The sequence below is a fragment of the Streptomyces sp. NPDC127106 genome, from assembly GCF_042677605.1.
In the GTDB taxonomy this organism is placed as follows: Bacteria; Actinomycetota; Actinomycetes; order Streptomycetales; family Streptomycetaceae; genus Streptomyces.
Genome location: NZ_JBHXTC010000022.1, coordinates 118,270 through 119,586, shown reverse-complemented (window position 1 = coordinate 119,586; position 1,317 = coordinate 118,270). Strand labels below are relative to the sequence as shown.

Annotated in this window: 2 protein-coding genes; one reads left to right on the top strand and one right to left on the bottom strand. The window is 77.7% G+C overall.

Annotated elements, in window-relative coordinates; all coding sequences use genetic code 11:
• On the top strand, window positions 1-327 hold a 327-nt coding region (locus ACFVGY_RS20115), incomplete at its 5' end, for a methionine adenosyltransferase domain-containing protein (protein WP_385679076.1).
• Between the two features lie 641 nt (window positions 328-968).
• Here ACFVGY_RS20115 and ACFVGY_RS20110 read toward each other — a convergent pair.
• The gene (locus tag ACFVGY_RS20110) at window positions 969-1,244 is read right to left on the bottom strand and encodes a hypothetical protein (protein ID WP_385679073.1); all 276 of its coding nucleotides are present in this window, start codon (window positions 1,242-1,244) and stop codon (window positions 969-971) included.
• Window positions 1,245-1,317 lie beyond the last annotated feature (73 nt).

The window sequence follows — 1,317 nt, the reverse complement described above, 5'->3', positions numbered from 1 at the left end:
ATGCGCTGGGTCGCGAAGAACGTGGTCGCCGCCGGCCTCGCCTCGCGCTGCGAGGTCCAGGTCGCGTACGCCATCGGCAAGGCCGAGCCCGTCGGCCTCTTCGTGGAGACCTTCGGCACCGAGACCGTGTCGGTACCGGCGATCCAGAAGGCCATCACGGAGGTCTTCGACCTCCGCCCGGCCGCGATCATCCGCGACCTCGACCTGCTCCGTCCGATCTACGCCCGGACCGCCGCCTACGGCCACTTCGGCCGCCAGGACGAGGACTTCACCTGGGAGCGCACCGACCGCGTCGACGCCCTGCGCGCCGCCGCCGGCCTCGCCTGACCCGGCGGCCGCCCGGCCCGCCCCCCGTTGCCGTGCTGTCGCCCGGTTCCCCACTCCGCCTCCTGCCCGAGGAGGCACGGTGCCGACCGCTGTCCGCCCCGCCGTACCGGGGAACGCGGTCGCGATCAGCACCGTGTCGTGGATCTCGGTGCCCGCGCCAGCGGCCCGGGCCGCGGCGGTGGCCGCGTGGGGGGACCGGGCGGGCGTCATCCGGCACCTCGGCCGCGGTCCGGCAGGGCCCGCACCAGCGGGCCGGCCGGAGCCGGCGCCCGGTCGGCTCGAACGGCCCCGACCGGCTCACGGCCGCCGCCCAGCCGGGCGGCGGCGCAGCCGCTGCGGGAGGCGGAGCGGGAGGGCGGAGCGGGAGGGCGGAGCGGTTCGGCCCGGACACCGTGTGGGGGCGCCGGTGTGGGGGCCGCTGCGCCTTGGGACCGCTGGTGCCGGGGGTGCGTGGGTGACCTCGATCCGCGGCATCGCGTCTCTTACGCTGCCGGGCCGGGCCGGGCCGGGCCGGGCCGGGCCGGACTGGGCCGGACCGCTGCCGGGCGTCCCGTCCACGGGACTGCGGGCAGCGGCCGTCCTCCGAAGGTGCGCCGTCGCCCCAGCACATCGGGGGCGCGTCCAGGCGTGGTCGAGGATGCTCAGGCCGTGGTCGGGCGCGCCAGGCCCCAGCCGGCCAGCTCGGCTGACCGGGCCAGCGCCCGCAGGCACATGGTGCGGCACTGCTCGACCGCGCTCGCCCCGTCCGGTGCGAGGAGGAACGCCACGCCGCGTGCGCCGGAGCGCGCGGCGTGCACCCTCAGGTGCTCCACCCCGTCGCCGTGCTCGCAACCGGCCCGCAGCGCGCCGAGTAGCGCGTCCGCGGACACGTCCGGGGCGCTCGGAGGCTTGGTGAGGGCGAACTCGACGAGGTGCACTCGCCGATTGTGCCGCAGCGCGGCGGCCCCTCACAGGGTTGCGGCCGGTCACATCCGTGCCACGGCACGGATG